Origin of the sequence: Pseudonocardia yunnanensis, assembly GCF_039534065.1 — a bacterium.
Lineage (GTDB): Bacteria > Actinomycetota > Actinomycetes > Mycobacteriales > Pseudonocardiaceae > Pseudonocardia > Pseudonocardia yunnanensis.
Genome location: NZ_BAAAUS010000059.1, coordinates 217,400 through 242,391, shown reverse-complemented (window position 1 = coordinate 242,391; position 24,992 = coordinate 217,400). Strand labels below are relative to the sequence as shown.

The 24,992-nt window shown below is 69.3% G+C and carries 22 protein-coding genes; 15 read left to right on the top strand and 7 right to left on the bottom strand.

What is annotated here, in order from left to right; genetic code table 11:
* Positions 1-13: 13 nt before the first annotated feature.
* The 3 genes from ABD743_RS40255 to ABD743_RS40245 are packed head-to-tail and all read right to left on the bottom strand — an operon-like array spanning position 14 to position 3,150.
* The gene (locus ABD743_RS40255; RefSeq protein WP_344729348.1) at positions 14-880 is read right to left on the bottom strand and encodes a carbohydrate ABC transporter permease; all 867 of its coding nucleotides are present in this window, start codon (positions 878-880) and stop codon (positions 14-16) included.
* A 12-nt stretch (positions 881-892) separates the two neighbouring features.
* Entirely contained in the window at positions 893-1,840 is a 948-nt protein-coding gene (locus ABD743_RS40250; protein ID WP_379658960.1) for a carbohydrate ABC transporter permease, read from the bottom strand.
* On the bottom strand, positions 1,837-3,150 hold the full coding sequence (locus ABD743_RS40245; protein WP_344729298.1) for an extracellular solute-binding protein: 1,314 nt from the start codon (positions 3,148-3,150) through the stop codon (positions 1,837-1,839). Before ABD743_RS40245 ends, ABD743_RS40250 begins: the two co-directional genes overlap by 4 nt.
* Positions 3,151-3,375: 225 nt before the next feature.
* On the opposite strand from ABD743_RS40245, the gene ABD743_RS40240 reads away from it, so the two are divergent.
* Complete coding sequence (locus ABD743_RS40240; RefSeq protein WP_344729296.1) at positions 3,376-4,380, top strand: LacI family DNA-binding transcriptional regulator; 1,005 nt, start codon at positions 3,376-3,378, stop codon at positions 4,378-4,380.
* A gap of 68 nt (positions 4,381-4,448) precedes the next feature.
* Here the strand turns inward: ABD743_RS40240 and ABD743_RS40235 are convergent, their stop codons facing one another.
* Positions 4,449-5,165 (bottom strand): GntR family transcriptional regulator, encoded by a 717-nt coding sequence (locus ABD743_RS40235; RefSeq protein ID WP_344729294.1) that lies wholly within the window; start codon positions 5,163-5,165, stop codon positions 4,449-4,451.
* 151 nt (positions 5,166-5,316) lie between these two features.
* Here ABD743_RS40235 and ABD743_RS40230 point away from each other — a divergent pair, with 151 nt between their 5' ends.
* From ABD743_RS40230 to ABD743_RS40170, 13 genes are all read left to right on the top strand, one after another.
* Positions 5,317-6,642 (top strand): MFS transporter, encoded by a 1,326-nt coding sequence (locus ABD743_RS40230; RefSeq protein WP_344729292.1) that lies wholly within the window; start codon positions 5,317-5,319, stop codon positions 6,640-6,642.
* Positions 6,639-7,853, top strand: coding sequence for a D-mannonate dehydratase ManD (gene manD, locus ABD743_RS40225; protein WP_344729290.1), 1,215 nt, complete (start codon positions 6,639-6,641; stop codon positions 7,851-7,853). Before ABD743_RS40230 ends, manD begins: the two co-directional genes overlap by 4 nt.
* Positions 7,850-8,776 (top strand): PfkB family carbohydrate kinase, encoded by a 927-nt coding sequence (locus ABD743_RS40220; RefSeq protein WP_344729288.1) that lies wholly within the window; start codon positions 7,850-7,852, stop codon positions 8,774-8,776. The genes manD and ABD743_RS40220 overlap by 4 nt, the downstream gene beginning before the upstream one ends.
* A 30-nt stretch (positions 8,777-8,806) precedes the next feature.
* On the top strand, positions 8,807-9,442 hold the full coding sequence (gene eda, locus ABD743_RS40215) for a bifunctional 4-hydroxy-2-oxoglutarate aldolase/2-dehydro-3-deoxy-phosphogluconate aldolase (RefSeq protein ID WP_344729286.1): 636 nt from the start codon (positions 8,807-8,809) through the stop codon (positions 9,440-9,442).
* 31 nt (positions 9,443-9,473) lie between these two features.
* Positions 9,474-10,583: a malate/lactate/ureidoglycolate dehydrogenase gene (locus ABD743_RS40210; RefSeq protein ID WP_344729284.1), complete on the top strand. Its 1,110-nt coding sequence runs from the start codon at positions 9,474-9,476 to the stop codon at positions 10,581-10,583.
* Between the two features lie 1,208 nt (positions 10,584-11,791).
* Positions 11,792-11,941, top strand: a complete 150-nt coding sequence (locus ABD743_RS40205; protein WP_344729282.1) for a hypothetical protein — start codon at positions 11,792-11,794, stop codon at positions 11,939-11,941.
* Between the two features lie 3,989 nt (positions 11,942-15,930).
* Positions 15,931-16,137, top strand: coding sequence for a hypothetical protein (locus ABD743_RS40200; protein WP_344729280.1), 207 nt, complete (start codon positions 15,931-15,933; stop codon positions 16,135-16,137).
* A 64-nt stretch (positions 16,138-16,201) separates the two neighbouring features.
* Positions 16,202-18,115 carry an ABC transporter ATP-binding protein gene (locus ABD743_RS40195; protein ID WP_344729278.1) on the top strand — a complete coding sequence of 638 codons (1,914 nt, stop codon included), beginning with the start codon at positions 16,202-16,204 and terminating at the stop codon, positions 18,113-18,115.
* A gap of 73 nt (positions 18,116-18,188) precedes the next feature.
* Positions 18,189-18,530, top strand: a complete 342-nt coding sequence (locus ABD743_RS40190) for a YbaB/EbfC family nucleoid-associated protein (RefSeq protein WP_344729276.1) — start codon at positions 18,189-18,191, stop codon at positions 18,528-18,530.
* Positions 18,527-18,826, top strand: a complete 300-nt coding sequence (locus ABD743_RS40185) for a type VII secretion target (protein WP_344729274.1) — start codon at positions 18,527-18,529, stop codon at positions 18,824-18,826. The genes ABD743_RS40190 and ABD743_RS40185 overlap by 4 nt, the downstream gene beginning before the upstream one ends.
* Positions 18,823-19,710 carry a WXG100-like domain-containing protein gene (locus ABD743_RS40180; protein WP_344729272.1) on the top strand — a complete coding sequence of 296 codons (888 nt, stop codon included), beginning with the start codon at positions 18,823-18,825 and terminating at the stop codon, positions 19,708-19,710. Before ABD743_RS40185 ends, ABD743_RS40180 begins: the two co-directional genes overlap by 4 nt.
* 100 nt (positions 19,711-19,810) lie before the next feature.
* Positions 19,811-20,371, top strand: coding sequence for a hypothetical protein (locus ABD743_RS40175; RefSeq protein ID WP_344729270.1), 561 nt, complete (start codon positions 19,811-19,813; stop codon positions 20,369-20,371).
* A 43-nt stretch (positions 20,372-20,414) separates the two neighbouring features.
* Positions 20,415-20,858, top strand: a complete 444-nt coding sequence (locus tag ABD743_RS40170) for an SRPBCC family protein (protein WP_344729268.1) — start codon at positions 20,415-20,417, stop codon at positions 20,856-20,858.
* Positions 20,859-21,000: 142 nt separating this feature from the next.
* Here the strand turns inward: ABD743_RS40170 and ABD743_RS40165 are convergent, their stop codons facing one another.
* Together ABD743_RS40165 and ABD743_RS40160 are read right to left on the bottom strand one after the other, a co-directional pair.
* Complete coding sequence (locus tag ABD743_RS40165) at positions 21,001-22,278, bottom strand: MFS transporter (protein WP_344729266.1); 1,278 nt, start codon at positions 22,276-22,278, stop codon at positions 21,001-21,003.
* Between the two features lie 99 nt (positions 22,279-22,377).
* Complete coding sequence (locus ABD743_RS40160) at positions 22,378-22,563, bottom strand: hypothetical protein (protein WP_344729264.1); 186 nt, start codon at positions 22,561-22,563, stop codon at positions 22,378-22,380.
* A gap of 325 nt (positions 22,564-22,888) precedes the next feature.
* Here ABD743_RS40160 and ABD743_RS40155 point away from each other — a divergent pair, with 325 nt between their 5' ends.
* Positions 22,889-23,824, top strand: a complete 936-nt coding sequence (locus ABD743_RS40155) for a carbohydrate kinase family protein (RefSeq protein WP_344729262.1) — start codon at positions 22,889-22,891, stop codon at positions 23,822-23,824.
* Between the two features lie 91 nt (positions 23,825-23,915).
* Here the strand turns inward: ABD743_RS40155 and ABD743_RS40150 are convergent, their stop codons facing one another.
* Positions 23,916-24,938 carry a PHP domain-containing protein gene (locus ABD743_RS40150; RefSeq protein WP_344729260.1) on the bottom strand — a complete coding sequence of 341 codons (1,023 nt, stop codon included), beginning with the start codon at positions 24,936-24,938 and terminating at the stop codon, positions 23,916-23,918.
* Between the last annotated feature and the right edge of the window lie 54 nt (positions 24,939-24,992).

Sequence of the window (24,992 nt, the reverse complement as noted above, 5' to 3'; positions counted from 1 at the left end):
GACCGGACAGGGATCACTTGCCGAAGCCGGCCGTGAGACCGCGCACCAGGTGGCGGCGGCCCAGCACGTAGGCCACGAGCATCGGCAGGGTGGAGAGCACGACGGCCGCGAGCACCGCCGGGACGTTCACGGTGAACTCACCCTGAAACGTCCACAGCGCCATCGGCAGCACGCGCTTGTCTGCGCTCTGGGTGAGGATCAGCGGGAACAGGAAGCCGTTCCAGACGTGCAGGCCGTCGTAGATCGCCACGGTCACCAGCGCGGGCCGGGCCAGCGGCAGCACCAGGTTCCAGAGGATCCGCCAGTCGCCCGCGCCGTCGAGCCGCATCGACTCGAACAGCTCGTAGGGAATGTCCCGCATGAAGTTGGCGAGGATCAGCACGGTGATCGGCACCGCGAACCCGATGGACGGCAGGATCAGCGCCAGCAGGCTGTCGTAGAGGTGCGCTCGCGTGATCATGTAGTACAGCGGGATGATCGTCGCGTGGGTCGGGATCGCCAGGCCCAGCAGGAACACCGAGAACGTCGAGCGGACGAACCGGCCGCTACCCCGCACCACCGCGTAGGCGGCCATGAGCGAGATCGTCACCGTCACGGCCACCGCTGCCGCCGTGATGATCACGCTGTTGAGGAAATAGAGGCCGAAGCCGCTCTGCAGCACCAGCAGGTAGTTGTCGAGCGTGAAGTCGGTGGGCGGGGCCAGCGGGTTGGTGGAGAAGAATCCGGCCTGGCTGCGAAGGCTGGAGATCACCACGAAGTAGATCGGCAGGATGATCACTGCCAGCCAGATGAACCCACCGAGGCCGGCGAGCACGTTGGGCGGGCGCCGGGGGCCGCGCCGGGTGGGGCGCACCTGCAGCGGCTGCTCGCCCGCCGTCATCGTGACCGTCATCTAGAGGCCCTCCTGCTCACTGCTCATGCGGGCGAAGCCGGAGAACCTGGTGAGCACGAAGGCCAACCCCAGCCCGGCCACCACGAGGATCACGGCCAGCACGCTGGCGCCGCCCATGTCGTTGGCCGAGAACCCGGTGAGGTACATGTCGAGCGGCAGCAGCCGCGTGGAGGTGCCCGGACCACCGCCGGTGAGCACGAACACCACGTCGAAGTAGGTCAGCGAGCCGGTCAGCATCAGCGTCGAGGACGTGACGATGGTGTAGCGCAGCTGCGGCAGCGTGATGTGGCGGAACTGCTGCAACGTGCTCGCGCCGTCGATCGTGGCCGCCTCGTAGAGCGAGGTCGGGATCTGCCGCACGCCGGCCTGGTACAGCAGCGTGTGGAACGGCACGAACTGCCAGGCGATCACGAAGATCACCACGTACAGGACGAGGTCGGGGTCACCGAGCCAGTCCTGCGCGAGGAACCCGAGACCCGGGGCCCCGCCGATCCCGAAGTTCGGGTCGAGGATCGCCTTGAACGCGATGGCCACGGCGGCCGAGGAGAGCAGCAGCGGCACGAAGTACAGCACTGCCAGCACCGCGCGGTAGCGCTGGGTGCCCGCGGTGAAGACGCCGAGCAGGAGGCTGATCGGCGTCTGCACCAGCCAGGACACCACCATGATCTTCACGGTCAGCAGCAGGGCCTGGCCGGTCACGGGGTCGGTGAGCACACCTGCCCAGTTGCTCCAGCCCGCCCAGCCCAGCTCGCCGAGGCCGTCCCAATCGGCGAAGCTCAGCACCACGGCCCCGGCGAGCGGGACGAGCGCGAAGACCACGAAGAACACGAGTGCCGGCACGGCCAGCAGCCCGTTGGCGCCCGTGCGGCGCGGCCGGGCTGCCGGCGCCGGGGCACGCGTCGCGGCCGGGACCGGAGCGGACGCAGTCGAGACCGTCACGACCGTCAGCTCCCGATCGTCGCGTTCATCGCGGCGGAGAACTGCTCGGGAGTGATCTGGCCGAGGAAGATCTGCTGCAGATTGGTCAACAGCGCGTCACCCTGTGCCGGGCTCAGCGCCTGGTCCAGGGACAGCTGGAAGTTCGGCGCCTTCGCCGTGACGTCGTAGACGGTCCGGAAGTAGTCGGGGTCGCTCGACGTCGCGATGGCGTCGTCGAGCCCGGCCACCGGGGGCACGTTGCCGACAGTGAGCAAATCCTTTGCGTACTGGTCGTTCAGCAGGTTGTTCTTGATGTAGTCGCGGGCCACCTGCTTCTCCTGCGGGGTGGCTGCCGCGGAGATCGACCAGTAGTTGGACGGGTTGCCCACTACGTCCGCCGGGTCGCCCTTCCCGCCCTCCACGGCCGGGAACGGGAAGTAGCCGAGCTTGCGGTCCGCGACGAACGACGGGTCGCCCGTCTTGATCGTCTGGTAGGTGGCGGGCAGCCCGAGCGTCATCGCCGCCTTGCCCGTGTAGAGCAGTGCGACGTCGGCGCCGCTGTCGGTGGAGATCGAGGCGAAGCCCTTGATGAACCCGTCCTTGTTCACGAGGTCCTGGATCATCCGGTTCGCCGTCAGCACGGCGGGGTCGGACCAGCCGTCGGGCTTGTTCGCCACGATCCCGTTGAGCACGTCGGGGCCGCCGACGCGGTCGACGAGGTAGGCGAACCACGGCAGGAGCGGCCACTTGGGCTGGCCGGCGACGGCGAACGGTGAGATGCCGGCGGCCTGGAACCGCGGCACCAGCGCCATCAGCTCACCCCAGGTGGCCGGGGGCTGTGCGCCGATCTTCGCGAACAGGTCCTTGTTGTAGTAGATCATCACGGGCTTCACGCCGTTGTTGGGCACGGCGTAGGTCTTGCCGTCGATCTGGCCCACCGCGGCCACCGACGGCAGGAAGCGGTCCTTCAGGGCGGGGTCGGCGGCGAGGTCCGAGAGATCGTCGACGGACCCGGCTTCGACGTAGGAGCGCAGCACTCCGCCGCCCCAGTTGTAGATCAGGGTCGGCGCGTCCGCAGCCCCGACGGCCGTGCGGATCTTCTGCTTGTACGGGTCGTTCGCGAACGACTGGGTGGCGAACTTCTGGTCGGGATGGTCGACGTTCCAGGAGTCGAAGGAGTTGTCGAACGCCTTGTCCGTGACGCCGCTGATGATCCACGCCGATGCGCTGCCCTCGCCGCCGGCCTGTGGTCCCGCGGTCCCGCAGGCTGCCGCGCCGACGAGTACCGCGGCGAGTCCCACCGCCGCGAGCGCCCGTCGCGCACTGCCTGATGCCTTCACAACTGTCCGCCTCTCTGACCCCGGTCATGGCGGTGGACCCGGGGCACGTCGGTGAGCGCGGCACCGACGTCAGGCGACTGGCACCGGTGCCCTGCCGAACTTCCGCTTTACGGAATTTCAAGGTCTCGCAGCCCTGAGGACTGGAACTGGAGGGATCTTGCAGCCCTCCGGCGGGCGTGTCAATCGTTATCGATAACGTTTTCGAAGGCGCTAGAGTCTCCGCTCGTGAGCAGCAGCCGCGTGACCATCCGGGACGTCGCCGCCATGGCCGGTGTGTCCGTGGCAACTGTGTCCAAGGTCCTCAACGACCGCTACGGCGTCGCGACCAACACCATCGAGCGAGTCCGTGCGGTGATCACCGAGCTCGGGTACGAGTCGAGCCTGGTGGCGCGCAGCCTGCGCAACCACCGCACGAACGTCATCGGCGTGCTGGTGTGGGACATCGAGCCCTACAGCGCCGAGGTGCTCAAGGGTGTCGCACGGGCCATCAAGGGCACCGGCTATGAGCTGGTGGTCTACGCCGCAGGCGGCAAGGGCGCCGAACGCATGGGATGGGAGCACCGCTACCTGTCCCGGCTCTCCGGCACTCTGATCGACGGCGCGGTCATGGTCACTCCCACCGTACAGACCGCCCCGTTCGCCGGCCCCGTCGTCGCCGTCGATCCGCACGCCGGCGCGGAGGACGTGCCGACCGTGGCGTCCGACAACCTCCGCGGCGCCCAACTGGCCGTCGAGCACCTGCTGGGGCTCGGTCACCGGCGCATCGGGCTGCTGAGCAGACCACCCCGCGACCTGGAGTCCGGCCCGCAGCGCGAAGAGGGCTACCGCAGCGCGTTACGAGCCGCAGGCATCACGCCCGACCCCGACCTGGTCCGGGCCGGCGGCTACGACGACTCGGCCCTGGAGGAAGCAGCACGGCAGCTGCTGACGGTTCCCGACCGGCCCACGGCGATCTTCGCCGCCAACGACGTCTCCGCCATCACGACGATGGAGGTCGCCCTGTCGATGGGGCTGCGAGTACCCGGTGATCTGTCGGTCATCGGGTTCGACAACGTCCCGGAGAGCGCGATGACCCAGCCCGGGCTCACCACCATCGAGCAGCCGCTCCAGCTGATGGGCCAGCGGTCGATCGAGATGCTCGTGGAGCTCCTGGCCGGCAGCGAACCGGCTGAGACGCACGTGCGCCTACCGACCCGACTGGTGGTACGAGGATCCTGCGCCGCCCCATGATCGCCATGAGATCCGGCTATCCGCCCGTCGAAGGGCCATCAACCGGATCTCGCAGCGATCTTGTGGGGTCAGCGCCAGACCATGACGCTGCGCCGCACCGGGCGCTCACCGTCGTCGCTCACGAACAGTTCAGGCGACCGCTCCCGGACCCGCTCGATGTCGTCGAAGACCGCCCGCAGGTGCTCCCGCAGCGCCGCCTCCGCCGCCGCAAGGTCACCCGCGGCGAGCGCGTCGACCACTGCGGTGTGCTGAGCGACCAGCAGCGCGATGGGGCTGACCGTGCGGAGCCCGAGCCGGCGAGCCCGGTCGAGGTGGGCCTTGGCCGACTCGACCACGCGCCACGCCCCCGCATGACCCCCCACGGCGAGCAGCAGGTGGTGGAACTCCTCGTCGAGCCGGAAGAACTCCTCCACGTCATCCCCGAGCTCGCGCTGGCGGGCGAGCACCTCCCGGAGCGCGGTGAGCGCCTCGTCGTCGAGGCGGTCGGCGGCATCGCGCAGCGACGCGACCTCGATCGCCTCGCGAACGAACTGCGCATCGGCGACGAGCCGCATGTCCAGGCGCGAGACGAACGAGCCGAGCTGTGGGAAGACCTGCACGAGGTCCTCGTCGGCGAGCAGGATCAGGCTCTCCCGCACCGGGGTACGCGACACCGACAGCTCGGCGGCGAGCTCGTTCTCCGACAGCGGCGCGCCGGGTGGCAGCTCGCCGCTGATGATCCGCCGCCTGAGCTGCTCGTGCACCACCGCGCGCGCCGACCGGCCCACGCCTGCCCCCTGTGCCACCGCGACACCGTAGCGGTTGCCCAGCGAAGTATGGCAGTGCTTGTATGGCAGTACCCCCAGCACTGCCCCCAGCACCGCTCCCAGGAGTGTCGATGCCGACCGAGCTCACCCCCGCCCCCGAAGCGGGAAGCACTGCCGGGAAATCCCGGCAGTGCTGAGACGCACCGTCGCAGCGTCGTTGATCGGCACGATCGCCGAGTACTACGACTTCTTCATCTACGGCACCGCATCGGCGCTGGTGTTCAACACGGTCTTCTTCCCCCAGGTCGACCCGCTGGTCGGGACGCTCGCGGCGTTCTCCACCTACGCCGTCGGGTTCTTCGCCCGTCCGTTGGGCGGGATCTTCTGGGGTTGGTTCGGCGACCGCGCCGGACGCAAACGCACACTGGTCTGCACGCTCCTGCTCACCGGGATCAGCACGTTCGCGGTGGGCCTGATGCCCACGTACGACGAGATCGGCATCTGGGCAGCGGTCATCCTCGTGTTCGTACGGCTCCTTCAGGGCTTCGGCGTCGGCGGCGAGCAGGGCGGAGCCGTGCTGCTCACCGCGGAGGCCTCGCCACCGGAACGCCGCGGATTCGTCACCAGCTTCGTGCAACTCGGCTCCCCCGCCGCCTACCTCATCCCGACGGCGCTGTTCGCCGTGCTCGAGGACCAGCTCACCGCCGACCAGTTCCTGTCATGGGGCTGGCGTGTTCCGTTCCTGCTCAGCGCCGTGGTGGTGGTGATCGGGCTCTACATCCGGCTGCGGGTGCCGGAGTCGGCGGCGTTCCGCGCGGTCAAGGAACGACGGCCCACGAAGTCCCCGCTCGCCACGCTCGTGAGCGAGAACCGCGCCGAGGTGGTGGGCGGCACCCTGGCGAAGTTCGTGGAGGCGGCGGTCTTCCCCTTCTACACGGTCTTCCTGGTCACCTACGCGACGAGCCAGGGCGTCCGGTCGGGGATCGTGCTCGACGCGGTGATCATCGCGATCATCGCCGAGCTGATCCTGATCCCGCTCATCGGCAGGCTCACCGACCGTGTGGGCAGGCGCCCGGTCTTCCTCGGCGCCGCGGTGGCCAACCTCGTGCTCGTGGTGCCCGCGTTCCTCGCCGTCCGCACGGGTGACGTCGTCGTCATCACACTGCTCCTCATCGCGGGACTCGCGCTCGGCCACGGCGGGACGTACGCGCCGCAGGCGTCCTACTTCCCGGAGCTGTTCCCGTCCTCCGCGCGCTACAGCGGCGTCTCGATCGTGTGGCAGTTCGGCGCGATGATCGCCAGCGGACCGTTCACGGTGGTGGCGACGGCACTCCTGGTGGTCGGGCACGGGGCCTTCACCTGGCCCGCCGTCTACGTCGCCGCGCTGGTACTCGTGAGCATCCTCGCCCTTCTACGAATGCCCGAGACCGCACCCGGACGGCTCGGGGGCCGGGAGTACGCCGACTGGACCGCCGGCCGGACGAACGTCAGGTACCTGCACAGGGAGAGGGCATGACCACGATCACCGAAGCCCGCGTGATTGTCACCTCACCGGGCCGCAACTACGTCACGCTCAAGATCACCACGTCCGACGGCGTGGTCGGCTGGGGCGACGCCACCCTCAACGGCCGCGAGCTCGCCGTGGCGGCCTACATGACCGACCACGTGTGCCCGCTGCTCGTCGGCCGCGACCCGGCGCGCATCGAGGACACCTGGCAGCTGCTCTACAGAGGTGCCTACTGGCGCCGCGGCCCCGTGACGATGACGGCGATCGCCGCGGTGGACATGGCGCTGTGGGACATAAAGGGGAAGGTCGCCGGGCTGCCGGTCTACCAACTGCTCGGCGGCGCGGCACGCAACGGCGTGCTGGTGTACTGCCACGCCAGCGGCTCGGACGTCCCCGCCCTGCTCGACGACGTGGCGCGCCACCTCGACCAGGGCTTCCTCGCGGTGCGGGCGCAGGCGTCGGTACCCGGGCTGGAGGGCACCTACGGCGTCCCCGCCCCCGACGGGTTGCTCTACGAACCCGCATCGGCGGCGCTGCCTGCCGAGCACCTCTGGGACACCGGGCCCTACCTGCGCTTCGCTCCGGAGATGCTCGGCGCGGTCCGGGAACGCTTCGGCTTCGGCTTCCACCTGCTGCACGACGTGCACCACCGGCTCTCGCCGATCGAGGCGGGCCGGCTCGGCCACGACCTCGAACCGCACCGCCTCTTCTGGCTCGAAGACCCCACCCCGGCAGAGGACCAGTCGGCGTTCCGCGTGATCCGGCAACACACCACCACGCCGCTGGCCGTCGGCGAGGTGTTCAACTCCATCTGGGACTGCCAGCAGCTGATCACCGAGCGGCTGATCGACTACATCCGTACCTCCGTCACCCACGCAGGCGGCATCACGCACCTGCGCCGGATCTTCTCCCTCGCCGACCTCTACGGGGTGCGCACCGGTTCCCACGGGCCGGGCGACCTGTCACCGGTGGCGATGGCCGCAGCACTGCACGTCGACATGTCGGTGCCGAACTTCGGGATCCAGGAGTACATGGGCCACCGCGACCCGGCAGGCGAGGTGTTCCGCACCACCTACACCTTCGCCGACGGCTACATGCATCCCGGGGATGCGCCCGGCCTCGGTGTCGACGTGGACGAGGATGCGGCCGTGCATTTCCCCTATGACCCCAGACAGCTGCCGGTGAACCGGCGCCTCGACGGATCGGTGCACGACTGGTGAGCGCCTACGACGTGATCGCACTGGGTGAACCTCTCGTCGAGGTCGCCACCGGCGAGCCGTTCGCGCACGGCGTCCCGGCCACCCTCGGCGTCTCCGGTGACGTGGTGAACGCGGCCGCAGCGGCGGCGGCGGCCGGCGCGAGGGTGGCGATCATCGCCCGGGTCGCCACCGGAGAGCTCGGGGACGCCGTCGTCGCCCGCATCCGCGAACTCGGCATCGACGACGCGCTGGTGCAGCGGGTGCGCGGCCAGCAGGGCGTCTACCTACTTCACAGCGACCCCTCCGGGCAGCGGCAGTTCAGCTATGCCCGCGCCGGTTCGGTCGGATCCACCCTCTCCCCCGCCGATCTCGACGCCGACGCGCTCGCCGCGGCGGGTGCGGTACTCGCGAGCGGTATCACGACCGCCCTCTCGACGTCAGCGCACGACGCCGTGCTCGCAGCGGCGAAGCTGGCCTCCCGGTTCGTCTACGACCCCAACTTCCGCCCCCGTCTCACCACCTCCGCGGCCGCCGCGGCCGTCCTGACCGAGGTCGCCCCGCTCGCGGCCCTGCTCACGCCGTCGGCGCCCGCCGAGACCGGCGCCCTGCTCGGCACGGGTGACCCCGCCGCGGCGGTCGTCAGGCTGCGCGAGCTCGGTGCCGGCGCGGTCGCGGTGACGTGCGGGGACCGCGGCGTCCACGTCTCGTCCGGCACCGGTCCGGACCGCTTCCAGCCGGCCGTGCCGGCTCCTGCGGTGATCGACCAGACCGGTGCGGGCGACGTGTTCGCCGGCACCGTCACCGCCCGCCTCGCCCTCGGCGACACGCTCGACGACGCGGTGCGGCTGGGCGCAGCCGCTGCGTCGCTCGCCGTCGGCGGGCAGGGTGGCACCGGGTTCATCGCAGGCCTGCAGGAGGTACGCACCCACGCCGGAGCGGCATGAGGCGCCCGCTGACCAGGAGGAGGTAAGCGCATGTCGACAACCGCTGCCGACCTGATGGCGTTGAGCCGGGTGATCCCGGTCGTCGTCCTCGACGACGCCGACGACGCCGTACCGCTCGCGCGGGCGCTCCTCGCGGGAGGCGTCCCGATCATGGAGCTCACCCTGCGCACTCCCGTGGCGCTGGAGTCGATCGCCCGCGTGGCCGAGCAGGTGCCCGACATGCTCGTGGGGGCGGGCACGATCACCAGGCCCGAGCAGGCCACGATGGCCGTCACGGCAGGCGCCCGGTTCCTGGTCTCCCCCGGTTCCCCGGAGCCGCTGGTCACCGCGATGCTCGCCGAGCGGGTGCCGGTGCTACCCGGGGTGGCCACGGCGACCGAGGCACTCGCCCTGCTCCGCCACGGCATCACCGAGATGAAGTTCTTCCCGGCCGGACCCGCCGGCGGCCCGAGCTATCTCGAGGCGCTCGCCGGACCGCTGCCCGGGGTCACCTTCTGCCCCACGGGCGGGGTGAACCACGGCAACGTCGCCGACTACCTCGCCCTGCCCAACGTCGCGTGCGTCGGGGGCAGCTGGTTGACCCCGCCCACCCTCGTCAAGGGCGGGTACTGGGACGAGATCTCGCGCCTCTGCTTCGACGCCTGGTCCGTGGAACCGCAGGACTGAGATCACACGGGAGATCGGCCATCCTGTGATCGTGGCAAGCAACGAAGCAGACACGATGACGAACGCTCAGGTGCAGCTGGTGACGGCCGGCGCACTGGAGACGATGGTGCGCGACATCTTCGTCGCGGCGGGTTGTGCCGACGAGGAGGGCGGACACATCGCCCGCGAGCTCGTCGGCGCCAACCTGACCGGGCATGACAGCCACGGCGTGGTGCGGGTGCCGATCTACATCGACTGGATGCGCGCTGGATACGTACTTCCCGGACGCAACGCGCAGATGGTCACCGACGGCGGCGCGTTCGTGGTGCTCGACGGGCAGCTCGGCTTCGGGCAGACCGTCGCGACGCAGGCCGTGGCGCTGGGGATCGAGCGGGCGCAGGCACAGGGAACGTGCATCGTCGCGCTGCGGAGCGCCGGGCACATCGGGCGCGTCGGCGCCTATGCGGAGACCGCGATCGCCGCCGGACTCATCTCGATCCACTTCGTCAACGTCGCCGGATCGCCGCTGGTGGCCCCGTTCGGAGCGGTCGAGCGCCGCTTCTCCACGGCACCGTTCGCGATCGGGCTACCGCTCCCCGAGCGCCCGGTGGTGCTGGACTTCGCCACCTCGCTCGTGGCCGAGGGCAAGGTCCAGGTGGCCTCCTACGGCGGCAGGCCGCTGCCACCGGACGCCCTCGTCAGCCCCGACGGCCGGCGGTCCGGAGACCCGCACGTCCTCTACGGCGAGTACACGAGCACCGACCTGCGCAGGCCGAGCGGGGGTGCCGGAGCGATCCGAGCCTTCGGCGAGCACAAGGGATCCGGCCTCGCGCTCATGTGCGAGCTCCTCGCGGGCGCCCTGACCGGGGGCGGATGCGCCGGGCCGCTCCAGGGCGAACGCCGCGGCATCGCCAACGGCATGCTCTCCGTCTACCTCTCCCCCGCGCACTTCGGCACACAGGCCGAGTTCGAGCGGATCGGACGGGAGTACCTGGACTGGGTGCTCGCGGCACGGCCGATCGACGAGGAAGCGCCGGTCCTTGCTCCGGGTGAGCCAGAAACACGGACGCGCGCGGCACGCCTCGCCGACGGCGTGCCGTTGCCCGTCGCGACGTGGGACGCGCTCCGGCGGACGGCGACGGAGCTCGGCGTAGCGACCTGACCATTCGCGTCCGCGAGAGCCATTCGATCCGCGCAATCATCGGCAGCAACATCCGAAAAAGGATCCTCCGCATGTCTCGGACCGATGTCCGGGTTAAACGGTGACCGACCATTCCTGTACCCCGGCCCATGCCTGCTGCCGGCCGGCATCGCCGGACCATTGGATACGCATTAGCGGGCATATGAACGTAGTGCTCCATCCGAGTGGCGAAGGCGTTAATCGTGATCCACTTGAAGCGCGGGAACGTGCCTCCGATTGGGACCACCGCATGGTGTTCCAACCACAGTAAAGGGGATTTACCATGGCCGAGTACGGGCACGACCGCAACCACAACCGGAGCCGCAGCAGCGCCCGCAGCAGGGCCAGCAACAGGAACAAGATCATCAACAGGATCGTGATCGTCCCACCGAGAAACCGCCGCCGCCGCTCCTGGTAACCGGCGCTCGGCGGCCCCGTCCCCTCCAGGTCGGGGCCGCTGACGGCGCCGTGGCGCGAGATGCGGATCAGTGACCGATCGCCGCGTCAGAATTCCGTAGTAGAGACAGCGCGCGTACCGCACTGCCGCGCGTATCCATGTCGTCCGACACTCCTCCGCAGCACAACACGAGAACGTTGGGCATGGATTGCGGAATAGACAATTGACCTCTCGCGAGATCTTGCTTGCCCGCCCGGAGCGGATGCAACCGTCTCCCCACCCATTGATCGCGTGAGCGCTTTTCCCCCGAGTTTGCAGCGCGCCACTCTTCCCGAGCGACGACGCACCCATCGCCGCCGCGTACACCCGCCGTCACGGCACCCGCGCCCTCTCCGACCGGCGTGCGCTCGGCCCCCCAACCCGCCAGGGCGAGCTTCGCTCGGCCGTAGCCGGGGGCTGTTCAGTCGCCGCCATCTGCAGGCCAGCGCCCCTCCCCACGGGCACCTGGCCGGCCACGACCTCCCTCGCAGATCGCGCAAAGGTTCCCAGTGAACGAGGCCCTCGCATATCCCGATAGATCACTCAGCATTCGTCAATCGGCCGGTTCCATACTATCTCACATCGCAGCAGGCGCCCGGCATCGAAGACCACGAAACACGCGAAACTGCCGAATAAAAAATTCCTACTCCGTTCGAGTGGCACCGGCGGAACCGCGATACACGCTGAGGAGTCGGCGCGATCTACCCGGTGGAACCGCCGTACGGGGTTCTCAGTGCAAGGAAGGGGTTTCACCATGGCCGTCTACCGGACCCAGGACCGCAAGAACGACCACAGCGAAAACGGCAACACGAAGGTCAGCCAGCGCGGAAAGGCAAACCGGAGCAAAGACCGGAGCAACAACCGGACCACCACCATCAACATCCTGGGCGTCGGCAGCCACTGATCGGTAGCCGGTGCGCGGTGGTCCCCGCATGTGTGGGACCACCGCGCCGCTACGAGGCCACGCCGCCCCGAGGGCGACGCCCACTCACCGGACACTCCGACCATCCCGCGTGCAGCACATCCATCCTCTGATCCCGCAGTAGGACTCCCATGCGGGCCTGGAGGATGAACCCGCCGCCCATTGCACGAACCTCGCATTATCGCCACACTCACATCACTCGACTCCTCCGGATTTCGCGGATCCGGCACGCACCCGTCTCGCGGCGACGCCGTTTCTCGCCGACCATTCCCACGACCGACGGGCGAGCGATCTGCGCCGGCTCAGGCCGGGCAGGCGACCGCAACCGTCCCGATCTGCGGAGCGGATCATGGCAGGCGACATGCAATCCGGACTCTCAGGAACAAATCCGACAAGATCGACCCGAGATTCGATTGTTCGCCCCAAGGAGGGCGCATACCCGGATCTCGCGACGATCTTCGCCACCCACGCACGGGGAACCGGACGGTCCGCGGACGGGAACGGGCGACTCGCGGGTCGCGGGTCGCGGGTCGCGGGTCGCGGAAGCAAGATCGGCCCGAGAGTCGCTTGTTCGCCCCGAGGAGGGCGCGAAGCCGGATCTCGCGGCGATCTTCGCGACCCACGCACGGGGAACCAGGCGACCCGCGGACGGGAGCCGGGCGACCCGCGGACAGGAGAGGGGCGACCCGCGGGACGCAGGTCGCAGGTCGCGCAAGCAAGATCGGCGCGAGATCCGCCTGTTCGCCCCGGCAAGGGCGCATACCCGGAACTCGCGGCGATCTTCGCGACCCACACACGCGAACCGGACGACCCTCGGACAGGAGCGGGGCGACCCGCGGGGCGCAGGTCGCAGGTCGCGGAAGCAAGATCGGCCCGAGATTCGCTTGTTCGCTCCGAGGAGGGCGCGAAGCCGGATCTCGCGATGATCTTCGCGACCCACACACGCGAACCGCGCGACTCGCGGACGGGAGCAAGATCGCCCCGAATTTCAGGGCACGGGGCTTGTCTGTTCAGCCGGGCAGCCCGCCCGGCGAGGTGCGCCTCGGCCAGGGGCCGGCCGAACGCGCTCCCGGGGACACACCGACGCCGGCGGTCCCGGCGTCCCGGCACGGAGACAGATGCATGCGGGACTCCAGCCTCCCGAGGCAGGAACCTTCCCTCACCGACAGCCGCCCTCATCAGCATCACGGCCACCCCCGCGGTGAGGTGCCGGCATGGCTTGCTTCCCGCCTGAGCCACCGGGATGCCCGCGCGTCCGCTACCGGGAGCGGTGGCACGAAAGCGCCGCAGGGCTCAGCCGGTGCCCGGTACGGCGGCGCTGCGCCACCGGCGCGCCTGAGGGCGGCGCTCGCCGACGCCGACCTCCCGCCCGACGAGATAGATAGGACCCGGCGGATTGATCGCACCCACCCGGACACACCGAAGCGCCCCATCCGCCCGAGGCTCGCCCTTGTCGCGGACCGCGGCGGCACGTGGCATGCGCGGCGTTGCCCGTCGACCTCGGCGCCCGTCAGCCCGACACCCGCCCCCAATCTCGGACTGCGGCGGCGGGTGGCGATCGCAGCGCCGCCCGTCGACCCCAACGGCGTGCGCACCCGGCGTCCCGGCGCGGAGATGGATGCGACGAGCGGCCCGCCTACATGGCCGGGCAGACCTGTGCCGGAGATGGCTGTGCCAGCGAAGGGCCTGTCCCCCTCATATACGCGCTGCTGCGTCGTCACCCAGGCCGGGTCGAGCGGGTCGATCGGCGGCACGACGGCAGGGCGCCCGGGCCGATGCGGCCAAGGCCGGATGCGCCCACCGGCCGCGTGCGGTTCGGGCCCATCCGAGCCCAGCGAGCTGAGAGGGGCAATACTCCGATTCGCCGGGACAAGGCCCTTTCCGGAGCCTGGTGCCAATTTGCGTTTGATACTCAGGATATACCCTCTTGGTAACTTGTTTAATCTCCGGGGATCATATGGGATACACAGCCAAGCCCAAGGGAAGCGCGCGTATGGTGGGCAGCCCGAAGCGCCCTAAAGCTCCACTACTCCGTTTGGGTAGCGTTGGCCCGGACTTGAAACCGACCGAGCTTCAGGTACGTTCCATAGTTAGAACGCCACACGGTGTTCAGCAGGAAACCCAAGGGGGAAAGAACGATGAAGGCATTCAGCATCAGCAGCATCGCCGGTAGGCGTCGCCGCTACTGGCACAAGCCGTGGTACGACCGCCGCCACAAGTACCACCGCGGCTACTGGTACTACGGTCGCTGATCAACCGGGCCCGTGGCCCCGCCGGCTTCCGGCGGGGCCACCGCCTCGCCCGCGTGTGCTCTACCTGCAGGTTCGTCCATAATCGTTGATCTGCTCCGGGCACGTTCGGTGCGCGCTGCGCCCTGGTCCGGACCAATTGTCGCCGTTCGGATGAGACGTCCGAAATGTGGGAACGGGCCGCGTCACCGGTCCGCTGATTGCTTGACCGAAATGGTCCTCACAACTCGCGATCCCGACCACAAGGCTCGGGTCACCCCGCGGATGGACTTCTCCAGGTCGAACAGGCGCTGCGGTTTACCGCCAGCTGCCGTCGGCCCGGGTGAACCACTCAGTCAGCGCGACGCCGCATTGGTCCGATCGGTCCCCGATTCCGGGATCTCGGCTCATTGTCCGCCGTCTGACATTGTGCGGACACAACCAGCGCACGGCACGGCCCGACTTGTTGCTGAACACAAGTTGTCGAGGACACCCGCACAGCAACCAATAGCTGGAGCGGCACAGGAATCCAGCCCAACCGACCGGATCGGCCGGGAATAAACCCGAACAGGGTTCCAAGCGTTCGCTCCCCTTGCCGCAGCGCCACTGGAAACCCGTCTCGGGGCGGTGGCGGCCCATGGCTTTCAGCGGCTTTCATCGGTGGCGTCCCGCCTGATCGGCGGACGCCGACGACCCGCCCGGCCTGGAATGCCGCAGGGCCGGATACGAAGCTGCTCGAAGCCCGCCGGGTAAAGCGCTCGTCGATGGCATCGGCGCCTGCGCCAGGCTGACAACATGCGCGTATCCAGGCTCCGACTTGTGGCGTGACGCCATGAACGCCGGCGACCACTCCCGTAGAACTGAGCACCAGTGAACGCGGATTGCTCCGTTCGAGCGTTTCCCTCCGAAATCCCGACCTGAACGGACTCCGGGCACGTGTAGCTGCATGAGCGCCACGCTGCATCCAAGGGGTCGAACGGGAGGGAACAGGAGAATGAGGGCACACAGGTTCAGCGCCGTCGGACCGGCCGGCAGGAAGATCCGGGGGGACGCCCAACACGACGGCCACCGCGGCCGCGGCTGGTGGTCCACGACCAACGGCGGCTGACAGGACGATCGACGGCCGAGTGGCCACGCTGTCGCGCCGTCTGCTATCGCGGAACATGGTCTCTACCAGAGGATTTCCGACGATCCGCTCGATCCTGTCCGGCCCGGGGTGACGTTCCCGGTGGGTGTGGAGAACCGGGGCCTGCCGGACGTCGCAGTTCGTCAACCGGACCGAGGTGGGCGCCCTCCGGCCGAGGCAGCATCCCCGGGGGCGTGTCTCGATAGTGGCTGTACCGCCATCTTCTGCGCACTGCCCGATTCTTCCGCTATTTCAGATTCATACGGATCAGCGGTTCGCCGCGGTAGGAGAATCTGAGCTGGTTCCCAGGACGCCTGACGTAGGCTCAACCGTAGTTGCTCGATGACACAGAGAATGCGCGATCAGTGGCCTTGCGCACACCGATACCAATGCCAGGTAAAACAAGTTCTCGACCAGCCCTTTAATGACCGAGTTCACACGATAACGACGTCTAGAAGCCTCCAAGATCACGTACCATATGCGCCCGCTAAAGCCGAAATAGGTGTTACTCCATTCGGGTAATCTCGACCGAGATTGGGATCCACTCGGGCTGCACCTGAGTTCTACAGTTAGAACGCCACACAGCGTTCTGAACTGACGCAGAAAGGAGCGCTTACATGAGCGCCGGCAAGTTCAGGTTCGTTTCTAGCCTCTACCACGGCCACGACCACGGCCACGGCGGCCACGGCGGCTACGGGCACCACGGCGGCCACAACGACCACGGCCACCACGGCGGCTACCACCACGGCGGCCACGACAACCACCACAGCAACTACCACCACGGCCGCGGCCACGGCGGCCACGGCCACCACGGCCACTACTGATCGATCTACCGGGGCGGCCCCGCCAAAGTGGGCGGGGCCACCCGGTGGCCCGGGGTTGAGACACATGAGCGCACGCCACGCCAAGCACGCGTCCGACACGCCGACGACGCGATTCACCGCCGTCACCGATCTGCTGGTGGCATCGGATCTCCGGCCGGAAGCGCCGGGGATGAGCCTGACCAGTATCTTTCGCCGTTTCTGGCCCGAGACCCGTCCGTTTCGGGGTCGGGTGTGGCTGAGCCTGCTGTTCGTCGTGGTGGGTCCGCTGTTGAGCGCCGCGACGATCTACCTGCTCAAGATCCTGATCGACGACGTGCTCCAGCCGCACGACTTCCATCTCTTCCCGGAGGTCGCAGGCGCCTACCTCGTGCTGACCGTGATCGGCGGCGTCATCTCGTTCTTCGACGAGTACCTAGCGGCCTACATCGGCGAGCGGCTCATCTTCAACCTACGGAGCAAGGTGTTCGGGCACCTGCACCGTCAGTCGTCGGCGTTCTTCGACCGCAACGAGCTGGGCGACATCCTCTCCCGGCTGACCGGCGACATCACGGCCATCGAGCTCCTCATCCTCTCGGGGCTGGGCACGGCACTGACTTACGTGTTCGAGCTCGCATTCTTCGTCGCTGCGCTGTTCTACCTCGACTGGCGCCTCGCCATCGCCTCGCTGATCGCCGCGCCGGGTTTCCTCCTCATCGCCCGCGCGTTCTCGAGCCGGATCAAGTCGGCATCCGGGGAGAAGCGGCGCAAGACCGGCTCCATCACCTCGGTCGCCGAGGAGAGCTTCAGCAACGCCTCGCTGGTGCGCGCCTACGACCGCTGGGACGACGAGCAGGCGCGGTTCGACAAGGAGAACCTCGCGAGCTTCCGCGCCCAGATGCGCGCCACCCGCCTGCAGGCCCTGTTCGCCCCGCTGACCGACCTGCTCGAGGTGGTCGGTGTCCTGCTGGTGGTGGGGTTCGCCGTGTGGGAGCTCGCCAACAACAACATCACACTCGGCGGCGTGCTGGCCTTCGTCGCCTACCTGACCCAGCTCTACGGGCCGATCCAAGGCATCGGCAACCTGACCAACGAGCTGTTCTCCGCCAGCGCGGGGGCCGAGCGGGTGATCGAGCTCCTCGACCTGAAACCCGGTGTCGACGAGCCCGCCGAGCCTGAACCACTGGCGCGGGCAGGCGGTGAGCTTCGCGTGAGCAACCTCTCCTTCCACTACCCGGACACGGACAAGCCCGCGCTGTCCGACATCGACTTCACCGTCGAGCCCGGGCAGCGAATCGCGCTGGTCGGTCCGAGCGGAGCCGGCAAGTCGACACTGGCGAAGTTGATCCTGCGGTTCTTCGACCCCGATTCGGGATCCATCACCCTCGACGGGCACGACCTGCGCAACCTGGCCCTGGCCGACCTCAAACGCAACGTCACCCCGGTACTGCAGGAGACGCTCGTCTTCGACGGCACGATCCGCGACAACATCCTCTGGGGCCGGCCGGACGCGACCGAGGAAGAGGTCATCGAGGCCGCCACCGCGGCCGACGCCAACTCCTTCATCAACCAACTGCCCAAGGGCTACGACACCCGCATCGGACAACGCGGCCGGCTGCTCTCCGGTGGCCAGCGCCAGCGGATCGCGATTGCACGCGCGATGATCCGCAACCCTCCGGTGCTGCTGCTCGACGAGCCCACCACCGGCCTCGACGCCGAGTCGACCCGGCGCATCCTCGTGCCACTGCGCCGGCTCATGGCCGGCCGCACCACGATCGTCATCTCGCACAACCTGCTCACCGTGACCGACGCCGACCGGATCCTGTACCTGGAGAAGGGCCGCATCACCGCGGCGGGCACCCACACCGAGCTGCTCACCACCAGCCCCGGTTACGCCGAGCTCTACCGGTTGCACGCGGCACCCGCCAAAGCGCGGCCGACGCCCCGGCCGAGAGAGTCTCCCGAGGCGAACGGTGCGGTGCTGAGCTCCAAACTGAACTAGGGACGGACGGGGCTGCCGGCGAGTTCTGCCGAACGGCCCCGCGGGGGCTGCCCTGCTCCGTACCGTCCGCCCCATGGACGGAGATCAGTGGCTCGCCTCCTACCGGGAGCGGCTGCAGGAGTTCGGGGTCAGGGCCACGCAGGCGCAGCGGACGCTGGCGGGGGTCTCGGCCACTGCGACGAGCCGGGACGGCGCGGTCAGCGTCACGGTCGACCCGGCCGGTGCGATGCAGCGGCTGGTGCTGTCCGAGCGCACCGAGACCATGACCAGGGTGCAGCTCGCCGCGGCCGTGGTGGCCACTGCCCGTGAGGCCCGAGCCGAGGCCGCTCGGCGCGCCACCGCCGCCGTCGCACCGTTGATCGGACGCGAGGCCACGCAGATCCTGCGGTCCCATCTGCCGGACGGTGAGCGATGACCGACGGGTTCGAGGTCGACGACGTGGCGCTCCACACCCACGCCACACAAGTCGACGCACTCGCCGCCCGGATGCGAGCGGTCGCGGCTGCCGCCCGGCCGCTCGACCTGCGCGCCTACGGGCAGATCGGGCAGGTCTTCGCCGGGGCCGCGAGCGAGGCGGCCCGGGCCGGATCGCTCGTCGTCGGGAGCCTGGCCGAGCAGGCCTGGGCGATCGCCGACGGAGTACGCGCCACCTCCGAGGCCTACCGAGCGGTCGAACGCCGCACCACCACCGGCTTCGGGGAGGGGCGATGACCGAGATCCCCACCGGCGACTCCCTCGTCGCGGAGCGCGAGCCGACACCCGATCTGGAGGGCGCGGGGGTCGTCTCGAGCTGGGCGGACGTCGCCGACGCGGTGGGAGAGCCGGCTCCTGACGGTATGGAGATCGCCTGGGCGGCCGCGGGCGCGGGCCTCGACACGCTGGGAGCCATCGCCGACCCGTTCGACGCGCTCATGTCGTCGAGCATCGGATGGCTGATCGAACACGTCTGGTTCCTGCGCGAGCCGCTCGACGCGCTGGCGGGCGACCCTCTGCAGGTCGCCGCCCAGGCACAGACCTGGAGCAACATCGCCGGTGAACTTCGCGCCGTGGCCGCCGACCACACCGCGGCGCAGGTGACCGGTTGGGCAGGTCCCGCGGGTGAGGCCTACCGGGGCGCGGTGGGCCGATACGCCGGCGCGGTCGTCGACGTGGCCGGGACGGCCGACCAGCTCGCGCAGCTCGTGCTCGGCTCGGGAGCGGCCGTCGGCACCGTTCGTGCCCTGATCCGCGACCTCATCGCCGATTTCCTCATCTGGGTTGCACGCATGGCGCTCGCCGCGCTGGCGGCCGCGACCGTCACGCTCGCCGGATCCACCGCCGCCGCGATCACCGCGGTTGCGCTGGAGGCCTACCGCCTCGCCCGAACGATCGCCGAGCGCCTCTCCTCGCTGCTCGATGCACTGTCGGATGCCGCCACCACAGCGGGCGCGCTCGTCGCCGGGATGCGCCACACGGCGGCCGATGCACGAGCAGGAGCTCACTACATCCAGGAACCGCTCGGCAAGGTTCCCGCCGCGGAGGTGGTGGAGGCGGGCAAGCAGTTCTCCAGCACGGCGCTCGAGAACCCACCGGCGGAGCAGCAGCCCTCGCGATGACCTCGGCGTCACGAAATCGGGTGAACCACCCAGGGCCGACACACGTGTCCTTTGACGTGTCGGCCAGCCCCGAACTGGTCGCCTGATCGAGGAGCTCCCCGTGCACCTACCCCGATTCCTCCCCATCGCCGCACTCGCCGCCGCCACCCTCGCGCTCAGCGCGTGCGGCGCAGACGCAGGCGACGGCTACACGTCGAACCCCGCTCCCCTGTCCGCCCCCGCAGCACAGCCGCCGTCGGACAGCGGTTCCCGTGCCCCCGCCACCGCGGCTGCCCCGGCTGCCCCGGCCGACGGAGGCGCGGTGCTGGTGGCACGCGACACTCCCGCGCTCGGCACGATCGTCACGGACGCCCAGGGCTACGCCCTCTACCGCTTCGACCAGGACAAGGCGAAGCCCCCGACGGCCACGTGCGAAGGCGAGTGCGCGGCGAAGTGGCCGCCGATCATCGTCGACCCGGAAGGAAAGCTCTCGCTCACGGGCGTCGACCAGTCGCTGATCGGCATGGTCCAGCGCTCCGACGGGACGAGCCAGCTCACGCTCGGCGGATGGGCGCTCTACCGCTACTCCGGCGACACTCCGGGCACCACGAACGGCCAGGCGATCGGCAACACGTGGTTCGCGGCCACCCCGGAGGGCAAGAAAGCTCCGGCCACACCGTGACACCCGCACGGGCCGCCGCGCGGTACGGGGGCAGGATGGGCCCATGGCACAGGTGACAGCCCGGGCAGAACGCACGATCGACGCTCCTGCCGAGCGTGTGCGAGCGGCGCTGGCGGACTACGAGACGGTCCGGCCGACGATCCTCACGGAGCACTACGGCGACTACCGCGTGGAGGCCGGCGGCACCGGAGCCGGCAGCCGCGTGCACTGGACCCTGCAGGCGACGAAGAGCCGCGTGCGTGACCAGTTGGTGGAGGTCAGCGTCCCGGCCGAGGACCGCATCGTCGAGCGCGACACGAACTCCAGCATGGTCACCACGTGGACGGTCACGCCGGCGGGCGCCGACCGCTCCGTGGTCTCGGTGGAGACCACGTGGAACGGCGCGAGCGGGATCGGCGGCTTCTTCGAGCGGACGTTCGCGCCGAAGGGCCTGCAGCGGATCCACGACGGGGTGCTGTCCAACCTCGTGGGAGTCGTCCGTTCCTGAGGTCGGCCCCTGGTCCCGTCCGTCGTCAGCTCGACCCGATCGGGACGGGTCGAACCACGGCGGCGTGGAGCGCTGCGTGCGCAGTTGTGGCGCGGCGTCCGCACCGGACGCCGTCGCCGCGCATCTGCGGCATCACGTCCGATCAGCCCGGCAGCAGCGGTGCCTTGCGGGCACCGAACATGATGAACCCTGACACGAAGGTGCCGACCGCGCCGACCATGAGCGCGGCATGGCCCCAGTTCGAGCCGCTCGCCAGCATTCCCGTGACGATCGCGCCGGCCACGATCGCACCGGGCTGGGACAGCGCGTTGAGGAATGCTGTGCCCGTGGCCCGGCAGGTCGTGTCGTAGCACTCACCCATGTAGAACAGCAGCGCCGCGTACGGCCCGATCAGGAAGAACAATCCGAGCGAGTAGAGGATCACGACGCTGATCGTGCCGTTGGCGACGGTCAGCATCAGCGCGAAGAGAATTCCCGAGATGATCCAGCCGAACGCGATGACGTTGCGGCGGCCCAGCCGGTCGCCGAGGAATCCGTGCGTCACATAGCCGACGTAGCCCACGGCGTTCGCCACGATCAGAAGCACCAGCGAGTTGGTGAAGCTGACGTGTTTTCCCTCGGTGAGCACCGTGGTCCCGAGCACGCTGAAGAGCTGAATGCCGAACCAGTTGATGAACCAGGCGAGGCCGAGCACCAGCGTGTTGCGCAGCGCCTGTCCCTTGAAGATCGCGGCCAGCGGCGCGGCGGGCCGCTCGTCCACGCCGTAGGAACGCGCCAGCTCGCCGGCCTCGGCGTGCCGGCCCTTTTTGCGCAGAGCGCGCAGCTGCAGCTCGAGCTCGAACTGTGGGCTCTCACGCAGTCCGCGCCGCATCAGCGCGATGAGCACCGCCGGGAACACGGCGAGGAGGAAGCAGCCGCGCCAGCCGATCGTCGGCAGGAAGATCGCGACCCAGGCCGAGGCCAGGAGCACGCCGAGCGGCCAGCCACCCTGCACGAGGCTGTAGATCAGGCCGCGCCGCCTCTTGATCGCCTCGTCGTCGGTGACGGCGTAGATCTCGTTGAGGTAGGTGGCGTTGACCGCCTGCTCGGACAGTCCGAGACCGCCGAGGGATCGGACGCCGATGAGGTAGGCCGCGCTCGGCGTCACGGCCGAGAGCGCCGAGGCCACCGCCGTGCCCGAGACGGTGAGGATCATCCCCTTGCGACGCCCGATGCGGTCGGTGATGGGTCCGACCGCCAGTGCGATGACCGCGGTGGTGACGGAGACCAGGGTGGAAATGAACGACGCCGTGGCGTCGTCCCACCCGAAACTGCTGGAGATCTGCGGCAGCAGCGTGCCGAACATGATGTAGTCGAACACCGCGAAAAGCCAGGCGAAGAAAGCGATGGTGGTCGCCTTCCGAGTAGCTCGAACACCCACTCGCGGAAAGGTTCGGTGCGGCTGCGGCGTGCTTGTTTCAGGTACAGCGGACATGGCGGTGCCCTCTTCGAAATAGGTCGGAATCAGGGGGAGCAGTGCTCAGGACCGCGGGAAACGCCTCAGATAATCGTCGGCGATCTCATCGAAAGTCGCCGAGCGCACGCCGTCGTGCCCGTTGATTGTTCGATGATCCGGTCCGGCATCAGTGGCGTCTGCGGGCGCCTGGGGCCACCCCGCCACGACACCGGCATCGACACCAAAAGCGACAAAGATTTCCTTGGGCACCAACCGGTCCTCTCGGGTTCTGATCGACGGCCGCCGACGTGTACTCGCCACTAAAGTCTCGGATAACGCTGCGGTCCGGACCGGACGATGTCAATGCACCCTGTCGTTACGGTCATGAAAACCGCACCTCGCGGCGGGCTGGAAAGCCCCTCGCGGTTGAACGAGCGGCGCTTTCGGGCGATAAGTCCGGACGAGAGTGCCGCTCGTTCCAGCGGTGCGTTGGCGCCGGCCGGTCTCACCCGCCAGCATGACGGGCGGCGGGTGATCACCCGTCCCGGAGAGAGGAGCAGCCATCACTCCACACAGCGAGACCGGCATCGTCGCCGTGGCGGGCGAGGCGCTCGTCGACCTCGTCCCGGCCCCCGCGAACGGCTACTTCGAAGTGGCACCGGGCGGCAGCCCGGCCAACGTCGCCGTCGCCCTGTCCCGGCTCGGTGTGCCCGCGCGGTTACTCGCCCGCATCGCGGACGACATGCTCGGACGCCGGGTCCGCGAGCACCTCACCGTCAACGGGGTCGAGCTCGATCATGCGGTGCACGCCCGCGAGCAGACGTCGATGGCGATGGTGGCCGTCGACTCCGATGGAGCGCCGAGCTATGACTTCCGGATCACCGGCACCGCCGACTGGCAGTGGACACCGGAGGAACTGGCCGGGGCGCTCGACGGGCCGGTCGTCGCAGTGCACTCCGGTTCGCTGGCCCTGACCACCCCGCCCGGCGCCGCCGTCCTGCGCGAGTTGCTCACCCGCGCCGCGCCCACCGCCACGATCAGCTACGACCCCAACTGCCGCCCCTTACTCATGGGCGATCCCGCCGATGTGCTCGCCGGTGCGCACGAGGTGCTCGCGGTGGCCGACGTGGTCAAGGTGAGCAGCGAAGATCTCGAGTGGCTCGTCCCCGGCTCGACGCCGGAGGCTGTGCTGGAGGACTGGCTTCGACGCGGGCCCGCGATCGTCGCCGTCACCCTCGGCGGCGACGGCGCGCTGGCCGGCACAGCCACGGGCGTGCGCGCGCGGCGGCCAGGCGTGGCCGTTCCGGTCGTCGACACCGTGGGGGCGGGCGACACGTTCTCCGCCGCCCTGCTCGCCGGGCTGCACCGGAGGCATCTGTTGGGTGCGGCCGCGCGCCCCGGCCTGCGGGTCGTCGACACCGAGACGCTCGACGCCCTGCTCGACGAGGCCGTCACAGCCGCGGCCATCACCTGTTCCCGGCGCGGAGCCGACCCACCCACCGCCGACGACCTGCTGGCCCGCCGCGCCTGACCGCCGTCGCTGCGACATGGACACATGTCGTGCAAAGACGGTGCGCGCATTTCGCGACACGTGTCCACGTCGATGGTGAGCCCGTCAGGAATCAGCGCGTGCGCGTCAGGAGGCGTTCGAGCGGGTGGGTGTTCAGCACGCGGTCCGTCGGAACGTCGCAGGCAGCCGCGCGCTCGCATCCGTTGCGGAGCCAGTCGAGCTGCCCCGGCGCGTGGGCGTCGGTGTCGATCGTGAACGAGCAGCCCGCCTCCACCGCCAGCCGGAGGAGCCGCTTCGGCGGGTCGAGCCGCTCGGGCCGGGAGTTCACCTCCACCGCGACGCCGTACTCCGCACAGGCGGCGAACACCTCACCGGCATCGAACTGCGACTCCGGGCGCTTGCGGTTGCCGGTGACCATCCGGCCCGTGCAGTGCCCCAGCACGTCGACGTGCGGGTTCACGACGGCCGTCAGCATCCGCTCGGTCATCTCGGCACGGGGCATCCGCAGCTTCGAGTGCACCGACGCGACCACGACGTCCAGCTCGGCGAGCAGGTCATCGTCCTGGTCGAGCGAGCCGTCCTCGTTGATGTCGACCTCGATCCCCGTGAGCACACGGAAACCGTCGCCGAGCTCGGCGTTGAGCTCGGCGATTTGCCTGATCTGGGCGCGCAGGCGATCGGCTGACAGCCCGTTCGCGACGGTCAGCCGTGGCGAGTGATCTGTGATCACCATGTACTCGTGGCCCAGCTCCCGCGCCGTCTGCACCATCTCCCGCAGCGGGGAACCGCCGTCGGAGGCGTCGGTGTGGGCGTGGAAGTCGCCCCGGATCGCCGACCGCAGCGCCGTGGCGGCCTCGTCGAGCGGAGGGAGTTCCGTCTCCTCCAGTTTGCGCAGGTAGTCGGGCTCCTCCCCCGCGACCGACTCCGTCACGCAGCGCGCGGTGACCTCACCCACGCCCTTCAGCCGCACCAGCTCGCCGGTGCGGACCAGGCCCGCGATCTCGTCGGCGTCGCGCCTGTCCAGCACCGCGGCCGCCGTACGGAACGCGCGCACGCGGTAGGTGGACTCGTGCGCCCGCTCCAGTAGGAAGGCGATCCGGCGTAGATCGGCAACGGCGTCCCGGGCTTCGTTCACGACGGCGATGGTGCCACGGGGACTCGGCCGGGCCGGCCCCCGGAAAAACGGGCG